The organism is Streptomyces sp. SID13666 (assembly GCF_010548325.1).
Lineage (GTDB): Bacteria > Actinomycetota > Actinomycetes > Streptomycetales > Streptomycetaceae > Actinacidiphila > Actinacidiphila fildesensis.
In genome coordinates this window covers 1-16,969 of sequence record NZ_JAAGLX010000021.1, presented here as the reverse complement: position 1 = coordinate 16,969, position 16,969 = coordinate 1, and the positions used below count along the sequence as shown (strand labels likewise).

The window sequence follows — 16,969 nt, the reverse complement described above, 5'->3', positions numbered from 1 at the left end:
CCTGACCGGCCGCCGGTCCCGCGTTCGCGCGGACCCGGCAGCGCCGCCCCCGGCCCGTGGACCACGGTCGGTCCCGGATCCCCGGGGGCGGCGTTTTGTGTACCCGCACATATCCGCACATTGACGAAGAACCGCTGTACATACCCCTCCGCTTGATGGCAAGGCCCGTACATGCACCTCCCTGAAACCCGCAGTGCGCACATCGCGTAACCGACAGGAGGAACCGTGGTCGCTCAATCCGTGGCATCGGATTCGGTACATCCCGTGGACCAGACCCTGCCCCCGGGCAAGCTCATCACCAGCGGCCTGCAGCACGTGGCCGCCATGTACGCGGGGGTGGTGGCGCCGCCCCTTGTCGTCGGCGCGGGCATAGGACTCTCCACCGCCGACATCACCTTCCTCATGGGGGCCAGCCTCTTCACCGCGGGCCTCGCCACCCTGCTGCAGACCCTCGGCATCTGGAAGATCGGCGCCCGGCTGCCCTTCGTCAACGGCGTCTCGTTCGCCGGAGTGGCCCCGATGCTCGCCATCGGCAAGTCGGCGGCGCCCGGTCACGCGCTGCCCGTCATCTACGGAGCGGTGATCGTCGCGGGAGTGCTGGGGTTCGTCCTCGCCCCCTACTTCTGCAAACTCGTCCGCTTCTTCCCGCCGGTCGTCACCGGCTCGGTGATCACCCTGATCGGGCTCTCCCTGCTCCCGGTCGCCATCAACTGGTCGCAGGGCGGGGTGCCCGGCGCACCCGGCTACGCGTCGGTGTCCAACATCGCGCTCGCCGGCGCGACGCTCGCCATCGTCCTGGTGCTGCGCCGGGTGCTCACCGGCTTCCTGCAGCAGATCGTCATCCTCATCGGCCTGGTGCTGGGCACCCTGCTCGCCATTCCGTTGGGCAAGTCGGACTTCAGCCCCATCAAGGACGCGGGACTGGTCGGCTTCCCCGATCCGTTCCACTTCGGAGCGCCCGAGTTCCAGATCGCGGCGATCATCTCGATGTGCGTGGTCATGCTGGTCTGCATGACGGAGTCGACCGCCGACATCCTGGCCCTCGGCAAGATCGTGGACAAGCCGGCCGACGAGAAGATGCTCGCCGCCGGCATCCGCGCCGACGCGCTCGGCTCGGCCCTCAGCCCGGTCTTCAACGGCTTCATGGCCAGCGCCTTCGCGCAGAACATCGGCCTCGTCGCGATCACCAAGGTCCGCAGCCGCTTCGTCGTCGCGGCGGCGGGCGGCATCCTCATCCTGCTCGGCCTGTGCCCCGCGCTGGCCTCCGTGATCGCCCTGGTGCCGCAGCCGGTGCTGGGCGGCGCCGGCATCGTGCTCTTCGGCTCGGTCGCGGCCAGCGGCATCAAGACCCTCACCGAGGCGGACCTCTCCGACGGCAACAACCTGCTCATCGTCGCCACGTCGGTCGGCGTCGGCGTCATCCCGGTCGTCTCGAACACCTTCTACGAGCACTTCAACGACCACCTGAAGATCATCCTCGACTCCGGCATCAGCACCGGATGCCTGGTCGCGGTCGTCCTCAACCTCGCCTTCAACCACCTGGGCCGCAAGCCCGGCGCGGAAGCCCCGGGCGAGGGGAACGGCGCCGGTGCCGATTCCGGTGCCGGTGATCAACAGGCCGCCGCAGCACGGGCGTTGCCCGTTCACTGACGCTCTGCGCGAACGGAGGGGCAGCTTGATCCCGGGCCGCCCCTCCGCGTGTCAGGATGTGCCGGTCACGACACTCGGAGGGGGACGGGAATGAATGAGTCGGGTCGGGTCGAGGCGTTCAGCGACGGTGTGTTCGCCATCGCGATCACGCTGCTGGTCCTGGAGATCAAGGTCCCGCCGCACGCGGGGGACCACCTGTGGTCCGCACTCGGCGAGATGTGGCCGTCGTACGCCGCCTACGCGGTGACATTCCTGGTCATCGGCATCATGTGGGTCAACCACCACACGGTCTTCGGCTTCATCGCCCGGGTGGACCGGGTGCTGCTCTTCCTCAATCTGCTGATGCTGATGTGCGTCGCGGCGCTGCCCTGGCCCGCCGCCCTGATGGCCGAGTACCTGCGGGGCGGTGACGCCGCGTCCCATGCCGCCGCCGTCGTCTACAGCGGCTTCATGGTCGCGTACGCCCTCACGTTCCAGGCGATGTGGTGGTATCTGACCAAGCGCGGTCACCTCTTCGACGAGCGGGTCGACGTGGCGGCCGCCCGCGCCACCAGGATGCGGTTCGCGGTCGGTTCGGTCGTCTACCCGATCGCCGTCGGGCTGGCCTTCGTCTCGGCACCGCTCACCCTGGCCGTGCACGGGCTGCTGGCCGTCTACTACGCCTTCAACCAGGTGCCGGTGCCGACCCGCGGGCAGGCGCCGGAACCGGCCGGGACCGACGGGTGAGCCGGCCCCGGCCGGCCGTCATACCCCCAGGCGGGCGCGGAGACGCCGGCTGCCGAGGATGAGCGCGCCGCCGGCGAGCAGCGCCGGGATGCCCAGCGCCAGGTAGTAACCCGCGCCCGGGGTGCTGGTCTTGGACAGTTGCACGGCGTGCCCGCCGACGCCCGCGCCGAGGGCCGCCGCGAGCCAGAAGAGGCCGATCATCTGGCTGACGAAGGTCCTGGGCGCCACCTCGGTGGTGACGCTCATGCCCACCGGGGCGAGCGCCACCTCGCCGCACGCCTGGAGGGCGTACGCCACGATCAGCCACAGCGGCGACACCAGATGGCCGTCGGAGCCGACCACCGTCGCCAGTGCCATCAGCAGCAGGCTCAGGCCCATCAGCCCCAGCCCGATGCCGAACTTGGCGGGTGCGCCGAGCCGGTCGCCCAGCCGGACCCACAGCCAGGCGGAGACCGGTGCGGCGGCGAGGATGAACAGCGGCACCACGGCCTGGAACCAGCTGGCCGGCACCGTGAAGCCGCCGATCGTCCGGTCCGTGCCGACCTTCGCGAACAGGCTGAGCACGGTGCCGCCCTGGATGTAGAGCATCCAGAAGAACGCGGCCGACAGGAACAGCCAGATGTAGGACCGGATCCGCTCCCGCTCCTGCGCGGTCACCACCGGATTGCGCAGCAGCCGGCGGAAGCAGACCACCGGCAGGACGATGGACAACAGCCCGCCCAGTGCCAGCACATGGCGCAGATCGAAGGTGCCGGCGGCGGCGTCCGCGCCGTACAGCACGGTCAGCACCGTCAGGGCGGCGGCGGTGCGCCGCTTCACCCGGCGCCACTCCTCCGCACTCGCGGGCCTCTCCGGTCGCTGCCCTATCTCCCCGAAGTACTTGGTGCCGCGCAGGAACTGGGCCAGTCCGAGGATCATCCCGACGGCTGCGGCGCCGAAGCCCAGGTGCCAGTCGACGGACTCGCCGAGCGCGCCGCACACGATGGGCGCGGCGACCGCGCTGACCTGGATGCTCATGTAGAAGATCGCGAATCCGGCATCCCGTTCGGCCCGCGAGTCACGGGCGTAGCAGGCGGCCAGCACCGTGGCCAGGTTCGGCTTGAGCAGCCCGGTGCCGGCGGCGATCAGGGCCATGCCGACGTAGACGGACGGCACCGCGGGCAGTGCCATAGAGCAGTGGCCTAGGGCGATGAGGACGCCGCCGTAGAGCGTGGCACGGCGCGCGCCGAGGATCCGGTCGCCCAGCCAGCCACCGGGGACCGAGGCGAGGAAGACCGACGCCAGATAGACGCCGAACAGCGCGGTGGCGGTGTCCTCGGACAGGCCGAGACCGCCTTCGGCCTTGGTGGCCGAGGCGTAGAGGAAGAGGATCGCGGCCATCCCGTAGAAGCTGAAGCGCTCCCACATGTCCAGGCCGAAGAGCGTGGTGAACCAGCGGGGCCTTCCCAGGAAAGTGCCGCCGAGGGGCCCGGCGGTCTCCTCTCCCGCAGTGGCCGTCGTGGTGGGAGCCGCCATGGGACCTCCTCCGGGGCAGGGCCGGGCGGGGGCGCGGCCAGTGTGTCCGGTGAGGTTCCCAGGGCGCTATCGGGGACGGCTCAAGAACGTTTCAGCAGTCCCGCAGTCAGCCGGCGGGACTCTCCTGCGGCTCCGCTGCGGGCTTCCAGACGTACGGCGTCGTGGTGGCGACCGGCAGCAGGCCCAGCCGGGCCAGGATCGGGCGGCTGTCGTCGGTCGCGTCGACCTGGAGGTAGCGCACCCCCTGCGCCACGGCGAGCCGGGCGCGGTGGGCGACGAGTGCGCGGTAGATGCCCCGGCCGCGCCAGGCGGCGAGGGTGGAGCCGCCCCACAGCGACGCGAACTCCGTACCGGGGTGCAGCCGCATCCAGGCGGCGGAGACGACCTCGTCCCCCGCCTCGGCGACCACCACGACACACGGGTCGCCCTCGCCGTTCAACTCCCGCTCCAGGACGTCCGGCAGCCAGCTGTGGTCATAGCCCCAGACCGCTTCCTCCATGACCCGCATCCGCTCCAGATCCGCTCGGGAGGTGATCTCGCGCAGCGTCACGCCCTGCGGCGGCACCGGCTCGGCGGCCAGCTGGGCGGCCTCGCCCACCAGTACCGTCTCCCGTTCCCCGGCGGTGAACCCGGCGGCCGTCAGGCGCTCCGGGAGGTCGGCGGGCAGGTCGTGGCCGTGGTACTTCCACTCCACCTCCTCGCCCAGCGCGGCGAAATGGTCGCGCTGCGCGGCGATGAACGTGTCGAGCTCACCGCCCTCCAGCCCGCCGAGGTCGCGGTAGGTGATGAGCCCGCCGTGCCCGGCCAGGAGCTGCCGGACCACGGGGCCGGACCGTTCCGCCGTCTCGCGCGTCACCCCGCGCGCCCGGAGCTGCTCGTTGTAGGTGTCGCGGTACGCGACGGCGCGTTCGTCGATCGTCATGGTCACAACCCCCGGTACATGATGTGGAGTCCGACATAGCCCTCGTCCGGATGCAGGAAGCCCTCCGGGACCGTGCCCAGGACCTCGAAGCCGAGCGACTCGTACAGCCCCACGGCCCGGACGTTCGACGCTACGACCGCGTTGAACTGCATCCCGCGGTACCCCTCGGCGCGCGCCCAACGGAGCGCCTCCTCGGCCAGCGCCCGGCCGGTGCCGTGCCCGGTGTGCTCGGGGGCGACCATGAAGCTCGCGCTGGAGATGTGGGCGGAGCCGCCCATGTGGTTGCGGTTCATCTTCGCCGTGCCGAGCACCGTCCCGTCCTCGCTGACGGCGACCACCGTGCGCGAGGGTGCCTGGAGCATCCACATGTCGCGCGCGGTGGCCTCGTCCAGATCGCGGGGATAGGTGAACGTGTCACCCCGGGCCACGATGCCTTGCAGGAACGGCCAGATCGCGGGCCAGTCGTCAGGAGTCACATCTCGGATGAGCATGACGGACATCATGCGACGAGGGGCGGCCGAAACGCCACTCGGTTTCGACCGCCCCACTGTCGCTTCCCGTTGTCGCCCCGGCTGTCGCGTCCGAGGTCAGACCGGGTGCACCGTCCCCGCGTAGCGCTGGGCGAAGCGGGTGCCGGTGCCTGCTGTGGCAGTGATGTCGTAGCGGCCGCCGCTGGTGGGCCAGAGGATCTCACCGCAGTGGCCCGGGTCCACCCAGGCGGTCCTGGCGGCGCCGCCGAAGTCGTTCGGGGCGACGGTGAACAGGACCGGCTCCTTGCCGGCGTTGGAGAGTTTCAGCGCGACGGAGGTTCCCCGCAGCGTGGCCCGTACGGCGGGGACCGCCACATCGTCCTGGCCGGCCGGGACGACGGTGCCCGCGAAGCGGCGGACGAAGCCGTCGGCGCCGTGCACGGTGAAGTCGTAGCGGCCGTCGGTCTGCGACGCGTCCCAGGTGTACGTGGCGGTGGCGCCGGGCGCGACGGTGAACGGCGTGCCGGAGAACGCCAGCTCGATGTTGGGGTAGACCGTGTAGTGGAAGCCTGTGGTGCCGGTGTTGGACAGGGTGCAGACGACCTTGCCGGTGGCGCGGTCGACCGTGGCGTCCGCCCAGGGGTGGTAGGGCAGCGGCCGGTGCGGGCGCGTTCCCGGCTCCTGGGACGGCATGCTCTGCGCGCCCGTGGCGGGCAGTTTCACCGCGGGCAGCGACTTGTTGGCGTCCGCCTTGGCCATCAGCGCGACGGTGTCCGGCAGCGCCGGTATCGAGTAGTCCGGGTTGGCGAAGTCGAAGCAGCTCGTCAGGTCGCCGCAGACGGAGCGCCGCCAGGCGGAGATGTTCGGCTCCTGGACGCCGGTGACGACTTCGAGGAACCGCAGCACGGACGTGTGGTCGAAGACCTGCGAGTTGACGTACCCGCCGCGCGACCAGGGCGAGGCCGCCCACAGCGGCACCCGGTTGCCGAGACCGATCGGGCGCCCCTGGGCGAACTCCTCGGCCGTGCCGGGCTCCGGGGTCGGCGGGACGACGTGGTCGAAGTAGCCGTCGTTCTCGTCGTACATCACGAGGAAGACGGTGTTCTTCCACACCGCGGGGTTCGACATCAGCGACTGCAGCGCGGTGTTGACGTAGTGCGCGCCGTAGTCGGGGCTGGCGTCCGGGTGTTCGCAGAACAGGTAGGGCGCGACGAGCCAGGAGACGGTCGGCAGGGTGCCGTCCTTGCAGTGCTGGTCGAAGGCGGTCAGGTCCCACTTGGTCATCGCGTTGATGTAGCGGGCGTCGTCCGTCGCGAACTTGTGGAACTGCGAGAAGTAGGCGAGCGCGTTGTCGTCGTAGTCGCCGTACCGCTCGTCGAGACTCGGGTTGTGGTAGACGCGCCAGCTCACCGCGTGCGCGGAGAGCCGCTCGGCGTACGTCGTCCAGTCCGCGACCGGGTTCTCGGGCAGCGGGGTGTTGTCGATCCACGGGCCGGTGGTGCCGTCCTTGCCGGGGCCCGCCGTACCCGACCACAGGTAGAGGCGGTTGGGGTCGGTGGGCCCGGCCATGGAACAGAAATACGCGTCGCACAAGGTGAACGCGTCGGCGAGGGCGTACTGGTAGGGGAGGTCCTCGCGGGTGAAGTAGCCCATCGAGCGCTCGCCCTTGGCGGCGACCCACTTGTTCATGGCGCCGCCGTTGATGGCCTGGTGGCTGGTGCTCCAGTCGTGGGCGAGACCGCCCGCGTTCTGGGCGTTGTACTTGGTGCTGTCCATCCGGAAGGGCAGCATCACGTTGCCGTCGGTGCGGCCCGGGTCGGGCTGGCGGAAGACGGAGTCGCCGCCCGGGAAGAGCAGCCCCTGCTTGTCGTCGAAGCCGCGCACCCCCTTCATCGCGCCGAAGTAGTGGTCGAAGCTGCGGTTCTCCTGCATGAGGATCACCACGTGCTTGACGTCGGCCGGAGTGCCGGTGGCCGCGGCTGTGGCTCCGGCGGTACCGGTCACGGGCGCCGCGGCGGCGGCCGTCCCGGTGGCGCCGGGCAGCCCGACGGTGGCGGCGGCCGCGCCCGCGGCGGCGGTGGCTCCGACGAAGGAGCGGCGGCTCAGCGGGGTCATCGGTGTGCTCCCGGGGTCGGGGTGGCCAGGGTGAAGGTGGCGACGGCGGCGGCGCAGTCGGACGGCCAGCCGTTGCCGGCGGTGCCGGGTGCGGGCTGCGGCCAGCCGGTCACCAGGGTGTGCGCCTCGACGAGGGTCAGCGGGCCGGCGAACTGGACCTGGTCGATGCGGTCCTGCGGCTCCTGGCCGCTGCCGCGCACCTTGCGCACCGGCGACCACGTGTTGCCGGGCGACGCCAGCGGATCGGGGTGCGCGGACCGGAAGGCGTCGATGAGGCCGGCCTGCTTGAGGGCCACGGTGACCGGCCAGTTGACCGGCCCCACCCCGCTGTGCGCCGCGCGGGTGGCGGCCGTCCAGTCCAGGTGCGACGGCGAGGCGAGCCCAGCGGCCAGCACCACCGGGGTTCCGGAGGCCAGATCGGCCTTCATCGCGGCGGCCAGCGCCTGCGCCTGCTGGAAACGGACACTCGCCTGTTCCGCGGCTTCGATCTGCGCGGCGGTTCTGCCGTCCTGCGCCGCGTAGGGGCCGTAGCCGTTCTCGTCGAGCTGCGCGGCCCACAGCCGTACGGTGCGGCCCGCGGCGAGTTGTATGGCCACCCCGGCGGCCGGGAGGGCGGTGGTGGGAGCCGTCACGGTGCCCAGCGGATAGCGGCTGACGACACCGAGGCTGCCGGGGGACTGGTACGAGAACCAGCCCAGCGCGTCCGCGAGCGCCTTGGCGGCGGTGCCGCCGGTCTCCTGCAGGGCCACGACGTCCAGGCCCTGGGTGAGGACGGTGCGCAGCTGCTTCTCCAGCGCTCCGTCGATGTGCGTGCCCGCGTCCCACAGGTTCCAGGACGCCACCTTCAGCCGCTGGGCGGCCGCGGCGGCGCGCACCGGGACCTGCACGGTGAGGGTGTCGGAGCCGCCGGCGCTGTCCTTTACGGCGACGGTCAGCACGCCGGGCCGCGCGGGGGCGGTGGCCGGCGCGGTGCCGGTGACGACACCGGCGGAGCTGACGGAGAGCCAGGAGTCGCCGCCCGTCCGGCTGAACACGGCACTTCCGGCGGGGGTGCCCGCCGGCCGTGTCCACAGTCCGGCGAGTTTGACGGAGACCGCGCCGCCGGCGGTGACGGGCCCGGTGGTGAGCCCGTCGACGACGGCGTGCGGGCGCGGGGCGGCAGGCTTGGGGCGGAAGGAGAAGGCGGCGGTCTGCGCCAGGATGCCGTAGCCGTCCTTGGCCAGCAGATACGCGGTGTAGGGGCCGCCGGTCAGGGTCGAGGTGTCGAGCACGACATCACCGGACGCACCGGGTGTGTACTTCCACACGATCGAGGAGCCGGTGCCGGGCTGACGGGCGCCGTCGTAGACGCCGACCCAGTTCTTGGCGTCCGGCGTGTCGGTGGCCCAGTGGAACGTGAGGCGGTCGCCCTCATAGGGGGCGGCGGGGGAAGTGAGGGCGAGAGTACTGGGTGGCACGGGGGAGGTTCCTCTCCGCCCGGTGGGCACGCCAGCCTCACGGGCCGACCGGGCTGCACAAGTTGGCTGAACAACTTGGGCTATTCAGTCGGCCCGCGGCACACGCGTCAAGAACTCCGGATGTCCGGGGAAGGACGACCCGCAGAACTCGCGCCGGTGACGTCAGGTCCAGTACGGAGGGGATTGCGGCAGGACGTCCGGAACCTCCGCGGGCGGAGCGGGAGCGGGCTTCGGGAAGCACTTGAACTCGAGCTTCTCCAGGGCGCGGACCATCTGGGCAGCGCTGAAATCACGCGGGTCCTGCCGGGTGATAATCGCCCCCACCTGCTTGACGGGGTAGATGCGATTTCCGATCTTCACAGACTCGCCGGTGATGGGTTCGGGCTTGATCCCGCTCATCTTCTGCTCCACCTCGCTTGCCTGCAGATAGAAGGAGACTCCAGCGATGGTGCAGCGGATCATCATGCCTCAGCAAGGGCAGAAGGGACGTAACAGGTACTCCCACGTTGTCACATACCGGCACGATGGCACAGCTCCCCGGGATAACGAAGCGGGCCCCGGCCCTGTGGACCGGGGCCCGCTCGGGCGTGTGAACGGGTGCGGGACGGGTGTCAGCCCAGCAGTTCGTAGGCCGGGAGGGTGAGGAAGTCGACGTACTCCTCGTCGAGCGCGGTCCGCAGCAGCAGGTCGTGCGCCTCGGTCCACTTGCCCGCGGCGAACGCCTCGTCGCCGACCTCGGCACGGATCGCGGCCAGCTCCTGCGCGGCGACGCGCTGGACCAGGTCGTGGGTGGCCTTCTCGCCGTTCTCGAACACGACGCCCGCGTTGATCCACTGCCAGATCTGCGAGCGGGAGATCTCCGCGGTGGCCGCGTCCTCCATCAGGTTGAAGATGGCGACGGCGCCCAGGCCGCGCAGCCACGCCTCGATGTAGCGGGTGCCGACCTGGACCGCGCTCACCAGGCCGTCATAGGTCGGCTTCGCGTCCAGCGAGTCGATGGCCAGCAGCTGGTCGGCGGTGACGTGGACGTCCTCGCGCAGCCGCTCCTTCTGGTTCGGCCGGTCGCCGAGGACCGCGTCGAAGGAGGCGCGGGCGATCGGCACCAGGTCGGGGTGGGCGACCCAGGAGCCGTCGAAGCCGTCGCCGGCCTCGCGGTCCTTGTCGGCCTTGACCTTCTCGAAGGCGACCTTGTTGACCTCGGCGTCACGGCGCGAGGGGATGAACGCGGCCATGCCGCCGATCGCGTGCGCGCCGCGCTTGTGGCAGGTGCGCACCAGCAGCTCGGTGTACGCGCGCATGAAGGGCGCGGTCATGGTCACCGCGTTGCGGTCCGGCAGGACGAACTTCTCGCCGCCGTCGCGGAAGTTCTTCACGATGGAGAAGAGGTAGTCCCAGCGGCCGGCGTTCAGGCCCGCGGCGTGGTCACGCAGCTCGTAGAGGATCTCCTCCATCTCGAACGCGGCGGTGATCGTCTCGATGAGGACGGTCGCGCGGACGGTGCCCTGCGGGATGCCCACGTACTCCTGCGAGAAGACGAAGATCTCGTTCCACAGCCGCGCTTCGAGGTGCGACTCGGTCTTGGGCAGGTAGAAGTACGGACCCTTGCCCTTGGCGATCAGCCGCGTCGCGTTGTGGAAGAAGTACAGCCCGAAGTCGACGAAGGCGCCGGGGACGGCCTCGCCGTCGACGGTCAGGTGCCGCTCCGCCAGGTGCCAGCCGCGCGGGCGCATGACGACGGTGGCCAGCTCGGCCTCGTCCTTCAGCGCGTACGACTTGCCCTGTTCGGTGGAGAAGTCGATCCGGCGCTCATAGGCGTCGATCAGGTTGATCTGGCCGCCGACGACGTTCTCCCAGGTGGGAGCCGAGGCGTCCTCGAAGTCGGCGAGCCAGACCTTGGCGCCGGAGTTCAGCGCGTTGATCGTCATCTTGCGGTCGGTGGGACCGGTGATCTCGACGCGGCGGTCGTTGAGCGCGGCCGGGGCCGGGGCCACCTGCCAGTCTCCCGCGCGGACATGTGCGGTGTCCGCGAGGAAGTCCAGGGTGCCGGTACGGGCGATCTCGGTGCGGCGCTCCTTGCGGAGCGCGAGCAGCTCGGCTCGGCGCGGGGCGAAGCGTCGGTGCAGCTCGGCGATGAAGGTCAGAGCCTGCTGCGTCAGCACCTCCTCCGCGCGGGGGACGGGGGGTGCGTCGTCTGCGACGACGGCCGCCGAGGACGGCACTGCTGCGGACATGGCTGACTCCTCTAGGGGACAAAGGGTGCCGGGCGGCCGCCGGGTCGTGGCCCTGGCACGGGGTGCCGGGCCGTACCGGAATACGGGCGCTTCTGCGAGGTGGAGCATAGTATCCGCATTGCGGAAGATCAACGTTTTGTGGCACGCGGTGCAGCGGGCTCGCTCACGGGTTTCAGAAGGTGCAGGTCATCAGGGGTGTCGATATCGGCGGGGTCGGCGATGTCACCGCACTCGACGAGGGCGATCGCCTCCTGGTGGCGTTTCAGGTAGTCGCGGGCTCCCTGATCGCCGGTCGCGAGGTCCGCGATGTCCGCCCAGCGGTCCGCGCCGAACAGCACCGGATGGCCGCGCCGTCCCCCGTACGAGGCCGCCGCCAGGCTCGCCGGGCCCCGGTACGCGTTGATCACCCGGGCGACCGCCCCCGCGCCGATCCCCGGCTGGTCCACCAGCGCCACGACGACCGCCTGCGCCCCGGTGCCCGCCCGCTGTTCCGCCGTGTCCGCCAGCGACCGCAGGCCCGCGCGCAGCGACGAGCCCATCCCGCCGGCCCAGTCCGGGTTGTCGACCAGGACGCAGCCCGCCAGGTCGGCCTGCTCGCGAACCTCGTCGGCCGCCGCACCGAGCACGATGTGCACCGGCCCGCAGCCCGCCTCGCGCAGCCCGCGCAGCGCGTGCTCGACCAGCGGGCGGCCCGCGTACTCCAGCAGCGCCTTCGGGCGGCCGCCCAGGCGCCGCCCGCCGCCGGCCGCGAGCAGCAGGCCGGCGATGGAGGGAAGAGTGGCGGAATCGCTCGGTGCGATGGGTTTCATGCCTCCTCCCTACAGGACGCGGCGGCCGGAGGCGAAGAGGGGCACATCGGGCGTTTGGCCTCACGGCGGCGGGCGGAGCGCGGGCTTCGGTAGGCTCAGCGCCGTAAGGGACGGGTATTCGCAGGCCAAGGGGCAGACGTGACGAATCATCAGCAGGGCCCGGTGCCCGCCACCGTGGCGGACACCTCGGCCCCGGATCCTGAGATCTTCCAGCCGCTGACGGACGACGACCCGAAGACCGTCGCCGGATACCTGCTCAGCGCCCGCTTGGGCGCCGGCGGGATGGGCAAGGTCTACCTCTCCTACACGCCCGGCGGCCGACCGGTGGCGATCAAGGTGATCCGCCCCGAGTTCGCCGAGGACCCCGAGTTCCGCCGCCGGTTCCGCCAGGAGGTGCTGGCCGCCCAGCGCGTGCAGGGCCTCTACACCGCGCCGGTGATCGACAGCGACACCGAGGGCCCGCACCCGTGGCTGGCCACCGCCTATGTGGCGGGGCCCTCGCTGCACGCGGCGGTCGCCGATCACGGCGCGATGCCGGTGCCGACCGTGCTGCTGCTCATCGCCGGGATCGCCGAAGCGCTGCAGGTGATCCACCACGCGGGCATCGTGCACCGGGACCTCAAGCCGTCCAACGTGCTGCTCGCCGTCGACGGACCGCGCGTCATCGACTTCGGCATCGCGCGGGCCGCCGACACCACCGCGCTCACCAGCACCGGTGTCAGCATCGGCACCCCGGCCTTCATGTCCCCGGAGCAGGCGGCCGGCACGAGCTGCACACCGGCCACCGACATCTTCGCGCTGGGCCAGATCGCGGCCTTCGCGGCGATGGGCGGCGCCGCCTTCGGCGACGGGCCCTCGCACGGCGTGCTCTACCGGATCGTGCACGAGGAGCCGGACCTGTCCGAGCTGCCGGGCGAACTGCGCGAGATCGTCACCCGCTGCCTCATCAAGGACCCGACCCTCCGGCCGTCCACCGCCCAGATCATCGCGATGTGCGGCCAGGCGTCCAAGGACCCGGCGCTGCGCCGCCCGGACGGCTGGCTGCCGCCGTCGTACGCCGCCGATCTGACGCAGGCGGCCGCCCCGGCGCCGCAGCCGGTCCAGCCCGCCGCTCCGCAGCCGGCTCCGCCGGCGACCCCGCAGCCGGGTTATCAGCCCACGCAGGCGGTGCCGCCGACCGCGCCCCCGCTCCACCCGCCGACCCAGCCGGTGAACCACCAGCCCGTCCACCCGCAGCAGGCCCAGCCGCAGCCCGGCCTCCCGCAACAGGCCCACCCGCAGCAGTTCCCGCAACAGGCCCACCCGCAGCAGTTCCCGCAGCAGGCGCAGCCGATGCAGCACCCGCAGCAGCCCCGGCCCCCGATGGGCGGCTACGCGTACCCGCCCACCAACGGCCCCGGCAGGCCCGGGGGCTTTCTGCCCCTGCCGCCGAAGAAGAAGAAGCGGACGGGTCTGGTCGTCGCGGGCGTCATCGTCGCGCTCCTGGTCGGCTCCGCCGTGTACTCGGCCATCAACAAGGGGGACGACAAGAAGTCGTCGAGCAACCAGAGCACCAAGACGCCGTCCGCCACCGGCGGCACGACCGGGAACCAGACCGGGCAGAGCTCGGCCCCGGTGGATCCCAAGCCCGCCTCGTACACCGGCCTCAACATCCCCGGCGGCTACACGTTGACGTTCGCCGACGAGCCTCCGCGCCCGGAGAAGGCGGATGTGAACTACGAGGGGGACTTCGGTTACGCGCCGGACCACATCTCCGGCACGCACGTCGCCACCAACAGCAGCAAGAACACCCTGGCGCTCGTGATGCCCGGTGAACCCGCGACCCTGGCCGGCTGCCGCGCCAACACGCGGTACGCCACGAGCATCCTGAAGGAGACGCTTACCAAGGGTTCGAAGATCTGCGTGACGACCGAGTCGGGGCACATCGGCCTGGTGACCATCCGGGGTTTCGGGTCGGAGCACACGGACAGCGAATACGTCACCGTGGATCTGACCGTCTGGCGCAACGCCGTCGTACCGCGGAACTGATCGCCACCGGAATTGTCGCCAAGTCGCTTGCCGCACAAGGAAGTTGGCGCGGATTTCGTCGTCCGTATGGCGTCCCGCGCATCGGTTCGCGTTAACTGAGCGCGCCCCGGACCCGCTCCGGGGCGCGCGCGGGGGCGCTGGGGGGCGCGCTCGCCGAGGTGTGGGAGGTGGGGGGTGGGGTCTGTGAACGATGAGAGTTGTGGTGCGGCCGCACGTACGGCCGCGGACGTCAGGGCGGGGGCCACGTCCGGCGTGGAGGATCCCCGGGTGACGGCGCTGCGCCTGTCGGTCGCCCGGGTGCGCCGGGAGCTGGCCGGCCTGCGGTCGGAGTTACCGGACCGAGCGATAGCCGAGGACGAACTGGGCGCGCTGGCCAATGCCGCGGACGCCGGGATCCTGGAGATCGACCGGATGCGGCACTCGCTGCTGCTGGTCGCGGCGGCGCTGGGGTCGGTGAGCGCGCTGGCGGTGGCCCTGGCCGAGCTGCGCAGGGCCGTCGACCTCTTCGGGTCAGGCGCTGGTGCCGGCCCCGGCGCTGGCGAGGGCGTGTGACAGCTGCCGGGCGATGTCCTGCAGGATGGGGATGATCTTCTCCGTGGCGACCTCGGTGACCCGGCCCGCGGGCCCGGAGATCGAGATGGCCGCGGCGGCGGGGGAGTCGGGGACGGTGACCGCCAGGCAGCGGACCCCGATCTCCTGCTCGTTGTCGTCCACCGCGTAGCCGGCCTCGCGGATCTTCTCCAGCTCTCTTATGAAATCGTCCGCGTTGGTGATCGTCTTCTCGGTCGCGGCGGGCATCCCGGTACGGGCGAGCAGCGCGCGCACCTCGTCCGGCGGCACATGCGCCAGCAGCGCCTTGCCCACGCCGGTGGAGTGCGGCAGCACCCGCCGTCCTACCTCGGTGAACATCCGCATGGAGTGGCGGGACGGCACCTGGGCGACGTAGACGATCTCGTCCCCGTCGAGCAGTGCCATGTTCGCCGTCTCGCCGGTCGTCTCGACCAGCTCGGCGAGGAAGGGGCGGGCCCAGGTGCCGAGCAGTTTGGCGGAGCTCTCGCCGAGCCGGATCAGCCGCGGGCCGAGCGCGTACCGGCGGTTCGGCTGCTGCCGTACGTAGCCGCAGTCGACGAGGGTGCGCATCAGCCGGTGGATGGTGGGCAGCGGGAGCCCGCTGCTGGCGGAGAGCTCGCTCAGACCGACCTCGCCGCCCGCGTCGGCCATCCGCTCCAGCAGGTCGAAGGCACGTTCGAGCGACTGAACGCCTCCTGCGCGGTCTGACGACACGTGCGATCTCCTCTGAGCGGTTGGGCGAGCGGTGGATGATGGGGGGAAGCCTACCGGCCGACCTCGGCCAATTGATCTCTTGCGGGCCTTCTCCTGTAGCTAGCTACGGAGGCTGTGGCGAAATGTGAATTCCGCTTTGTGGAATCTTACATGCCCTTGACGGTTCACCGCCCTGTCCTGCACATTCGTTCAACAGAACGTTGAAATTTGGAGGCCGCACGTGGTGGAAATGGTCCTGCGCTCGACTCGGGTCGTCACGCCCGAGGGGGAGCGCCCGGCCGCGGTCGCGGTCAGCGGCGGCACGATCGCCGCCGTGTGGGCGTACGACGCCGACGTCCCGGAAGGCGCCCGGCTCGTCGACCTCGGCGACGACGCGGTGCTCCCGGGCCTGGTCGACACCCATGTGCACATCAACGACCCCGGACGCACCGAGTGGGAGGGCTTCGCCTCCGCCACCCGCGCCGCCGCGGCCGGCGGCATCACGACGCTGGTCGACATGCCGCTCAACAGCATCCCGCCCACCACGACCGTCGAGAACCTCGCCGTCAAGCAGGACACCGCGCGCGGCAAGGTGCACACCGACGTCGGCTTCTGGGGCGGCGCCGTCCCCGGCAACGTCAAGGACCTCCAGCCCCTCCACGACGCCGGCGTCTTCGGCTTCAAGTGCTTCCTGCTGCACTCCGGCGTCGACGAGTTCCCGCAGCTCTCCCCTGAGGAGCTGGCGGACGCGCTGACGGAGCTCTCCCGCTTCGACGGTCTGCTGATCGTCCACGCCGAGGACCCCCAGCTCATCGACGGCGCCCCGCAGCGCGGCGGCCCGCACTACGCGGACTTCCTCGCCTCCCGGCCCCGCGCCGCCGAGAACGCCGCCATCGAAGGGCTCATCACCCTCGCCAAGCGGTTGAAGGCGCGGGTGCACGTGCTGCACCTGTCGTCCAGCGACGCGCTGCCGCTCATCGCCGCGGCGAAGCGCGAGGGCGTCAAGCTCACCGTCGAGACCTGCCCGCACTTCCTCACCCTCACCGCCGAGGAAGTCCCGGACGGCGCCACCGAGTTCAAGTGCTGCCCGCCGATCCGTGAGGCCGCCAACCAGGACGCCCTCTGGGAGGGCCTGGCCGACGGCACGATCGACTGCATCGTCTCCGACCACTCGCCGTCCACGATCGAGCTCAAGGTCAAGGAGACCGGCGACTTCGCCGCCGCCTGGGGCGGCATCTCCTCGCTCCAGCTCGGCCTGCCCGCCATCTGGACCGAGGCCCGCCGCCGCGGCCACAGCGTCGCCGACGTCGCCCGCTGGATGTCCCAGGCGCCCGCCGCCCTCGTCGGACTCTCCACCAAGGGCGCCATCGCGGTCGGCTACGACGCCGACTTCGCGGTCCTCGCCCCGGACGAGACCTTCACGGTCGACCCCGCCGAGCTCTACCACCGCAACCGCATCACCGCCTACGCCGGCAAGACCCTGCACGGCGTCGTCCGCAGCACCTGGCTGCGCGGCGAACTGATCGCCGAGAACGGCGTCACGAACGAGCCCACCGGCCGTCTGATCACCCGGGAGACCGCATGACCTCCACGTCCTCGACTTCGTTCACCGGTGATGCGCGGCCGTTCGGTGGGGGTGATCCGTATGGGGATTATCGTCGTGCGGAGTTGCCGTTCACGGATCTGGTGGATCTGGCGGATCGGCGGTTGGGTGCGGGGGTGATCGCGGCGAATGACGAGTTCTTCGCGGAGCGGGAGAATCTGCTGATCCCGGAGCCGGCGC

The 16,969-nt window shown here is 71.1% G+C and carries 14 protein-coding genes and 1 pseudogene; 6 read left to right on the top strand and 9 right to left on the bottom strand.

The window, feature by feature from the left end:
- Window positions 1-225 precede the first annotated feature (225 nt).
- Window positions 226-1,650, top strand: a complete 1,425-nt coding sequence (locus G3I60_RS24710) for a nucleobase:cation symporter-2 family protein (protein WP_164295194.1) — start codon at window positions 226-228, stop codon at window positions 1,648-1,650.
- Between the two features lie 90 nt (window positions 1,651-1,740).
- The gene (locus G3I60_RS24705) at window positions 1,741-2,376 is read left to right on the top strand and encodes a TMEM175 family protein (RefSeq protein WP_164295193.1); all 636 of its coding nucleotides are present in this window, start codon (window positions 1,741-1,743) and stop codon (window positions 2,374-2,376) included.
- Window positions 2,377-2,394: 18 nt separating this feature from the next.
- On the opposite strand, the gene G3I60_RS24700 is transcribed toward G3I60_RS24705, so the two are convergent.
- The 8 genes from G3I60_RS24700 to G3I60_RS24665 form a co-directional block, all read right to left on the bottom strand.
- Window positions 2,395-3,891 (bottom strand): peptide MFS transporter, encoded by a 1,497-nt coding sequence (locus G3I60_RS24700; RefSeq protein WP_164295192.1) that lies wholly within the window; start codon window positions 3,889-3,891, stop codon window positions 2,395-2,397.
- Between the two features lie 106 nt (window positions 3,892-3,997).
- Window positions 3,998-4,813 carry a GNAT family N-acetyltransferase gene (locus G3I60_RS24695; protein ID WP_164295191.1) on the bottom strand — a complete coding sequence of 272 codons (816 nt, stop codon included), beginning with the start codon at window positions 4,811-4,813 and terminating at the stop codon, window positions 3,998-4,000.
- A 2-nt stretch (window positions 4,814-4,815) separates the two neighbouring features.
- Window positions 4,816-5,304, bottom strand: coding sequence for a GNAT family N-acetyltransferase (locus G3I60_RS24690; protein ID WP_138357461.1), 489 nt, complete (start codon window positions 5,302-5,304; stop codon window positions 4,816-4,818).
- Between the two features lie 96 nt (window positions 5,305-5,400).
- Window positions 5,401-7,398, bottom strand: coding sequence for a phosphocholine-specific phospholipase C (locus G3I60_RS24685; RefSeq protein WP_164607738.1), 1,998 nt, complete (start codon window positions 7,396-7,398; stop codon window positions 5,401-5,403).
- Window positions 7,395-8,855 (bottom strand): endonuclease/exonuclease/phosphatase family protein, encoded by a 1,461-nt coding sequence (locus tag G3I60_RS24680; protein ID WP_164295189.1) that lies wholly within the window; start codon window positions 8,853-8,855, stop codon window positions 7,395-7,397. Before G3I60_RS24680 ends, G3I60_RS24685 begins: the two co-directional genes overlap by 4 nt.
- 162 nt (window positions 8,856-9,017) lie before the next feature.
- Window positions 9,018-9,314 (bottom strand): SCO5918 family protein, encoded by a 297-nt coding sequence (locus tag G3I60_RS24675; RefSeq protein ID WP_203218473.1) that lies wholly within the window; start codon window positions 9,312-9,314, stop codon window positions 9,018-9,020.
- A 152-nt stretch (window positions 9,315-9,466) separates the two neighbouring features.
- Window positions 9,467-11,086, bottom strand: coding sequence for a malate synthase A (gene aceB / locus G3I60_RS24670; protein WP_138357464.1), 1,620 nt, complete (start codon window positions 11,084-11,086; stop codon window positions 9,467-9,469).
- Window positions 11,087-11,214: 128 nt separating this feature from the next.
- Window positions 11,215-11,895, bottom strand: coding sequence for an NTP transferase domain-containing protein (locus tag G3I60_RS24665; RefSeq protein WP_164295188.1), 681 nt, complete (start codon window positions 11,893-11,895; stop codon window positions 11,215-11,217).
- A gap of 138 nt (window positions 11,896-12,033) precedes the next feature.
- Between G3I60_RS24665 and G3I60_RS24660 the strand changes: the two genes are divergently transcribed.
- Window positions 12,034-13,923, top strand: a complete 1,890-nt coding sequence (locus tag G3I60_RS24660) for a protein kinase (RefSeq protein ID WP_343241964.1) — start codon at window positions 12,034-12,036, stop codon at window positions 13,921-13,923.
- 252 nt (window positions 13,924-14,175) lie between these two features.
- The gene (locus G3I60_RS24655) at window positions 14,176-14,475 is read left to right on the top strand and encodes a DUF5955 family protein (protein WP_138357473.1); all 300 of its coding nucleotides are present in this window, start codon (window positions 14,176-14,178) and stop codon (window positions 14,473-14,475) included.
- Here G3I60_RS24655 and G3I60_RS24650 read toward each other — a convergent pair.
- Window positions 14,434-15,207 (bottom strand): IclR family transcriptional regulator, encoded by a 774-nt coding sequence (locus tag G3I60_RS24650; protein WP_138357466.1) that lies wholly within the window; start codon window positions 15,205-15,207, stop codon window positions 14,434-14,436. The two genes, G3I60_RS24655 and G3I60_RS24650, sit on opposite strands and share 42 nt — an antisense overlap.
- Before the next feature lie 229 nt (window positions 15,208-15,436).
- On the opposite strand from G3I60_RS24650, the gene allB reads away from it, so the two are divergent.
- Both allB and G3I60_RS24640 read left to right on the top strand, forming a co-directional pair.
- Entirely contained in the window at window positions 15,437-16,771 is a 1,335-nt protein-coding gene (allB, locus tag G3I60_RS24645; protein WP_164607744.1) for an allantoinase AllB, read from the top strand.
- Window positions 16,768-16,969 (top strand): annotated as a pseudogene (locus G3I60_RS24640) (allantoicase); the annotation flags it as partial. The gene allB and the pseudogene G3I60_RS24640, both read left to right, overlap by 4 nt.

Excerpts from the sequence above, each read along its gene's own strand:
- G3I60_RS24690 (WP_138357461.1), bottom strand. The coding sequence starts at position 5,304 with ATGCTCATCCGAGATGTGACTCCTGACGACTGGCCCGCGATCTGGCCG.
- G3I60_RS24685 (WP_164607738.1), bottom strand. The coding sequence starts at position 7,398 with ATGACCCCGCTGAGCCGCCGCTCCTTCGTCGGAGCCACCGCCGCCGCG.
- G3I60_RS24665 (WP_164295188.1), bottom strand. The coding sequence starts at position 11,895 with ATGAAACCCATCGCACCGAGCGATTCCGCCACTCTTCCCTCCATCGCC.
- G3I60_RS24695 (WP_164295191.1), bottom strand. The coding sequence starts at position 4,813 with ATGACGATCGACGAACGCGCCGTCGCGTACCGCGACACCTACAACGAG.
- aceB (WP_138357464.1), bottom strand. The coding sequence starts at position 11,086 with ATGTCCGCAGCAGTGCCGTCCTCGGCGGCCGTCGTCGCAGACGACGCA.
- allB (WP_164607744.1), top strand. The coding sequence starts at position 15,437 with ATGGTCCTGCGCTCGACTCGGGTCGTCACGCCCGAGGGGGAGCGCCCG.
- G3I60_RS24705 (WP_164295193.1), top strand. The coding sequence starts at position 1,741 with ATGAATGAGTCGGGTCGGGTCGAGGCGTTCAGCGACGGTGTGTTCGCC.
- G3I60_RS24700 (WP_164295192.1), bottom strand. The coding sequence starts at position 3,891 with ATGGCGGCTCCCACCACGACGGCCACTGCGGGAGAGGAGACCGCCGGG.